General features: G+C 34.7%; 1 protein-coding gene. It reads left to right on the top strand.

The window, feature by feature from the left end; genetic code table 11:
- A partial coding sequence (locus ZA05_RS18400) for a hypothetical protein (RefSeq protein WP_197276120.1) occupies positions 1–351 on the top strand: 351 nt, incomplete at its 5' end.
- Positions 352–487 lie beyond the last annotated feature (136 nt).

The raw sequence follows: 487 nt of genomic DNA, 5'->3' as shown, positions 1-487 counted from the left end.
ACAAATTTTAATTTCGGTAATAATCTTTATGCGACAATTGACTGTGATAAAGGTTATGGTGGAGATAAATATCCGCTGACTAGAATTTCAATTACTAGCGATTCGGATTTTAACTCTAACCTTCCTGCTGATACTGAATTAAACGAATTCGTGTCCATTAGAGGTACAAATTCTAATGGAGATTACATACTTGGAAATGTTAATGATTTTCTTCCTTCTCAAGTCAATCTTGGATACATGTATCTAACAATCCGACCGAGTAATAATGAGCCTCTAAAAATTATCATAGAAATTGAAAAGATAAACGGGGAAATTTTATCAGCAACATCCGAACTAATTACATGGGAATAAAAACTACACACAACACCGTGTATAATTCATTGCTTCCGATTTTCCTCGCGGAAAATCCTCGCAATTTTGCTACCTTAGTTTCTTAACTCGAAAATCCTGCGGATTTTCACGCAACGAAACTATACACAAACCGTTG

Source organism: Mangrovimonas sp. TPBH4, assembly GCF_001280505.1.
Taxonomy (GTDB): domain Bacteria; phylum Bacteroidota; class Bacteroidia; order Flavobacteriales; family Flavobacteriaceae; genus Mangrovimonas_A.
This window is presented reverse-complemented; position numbering and strand designations above follow the sequence as displayed.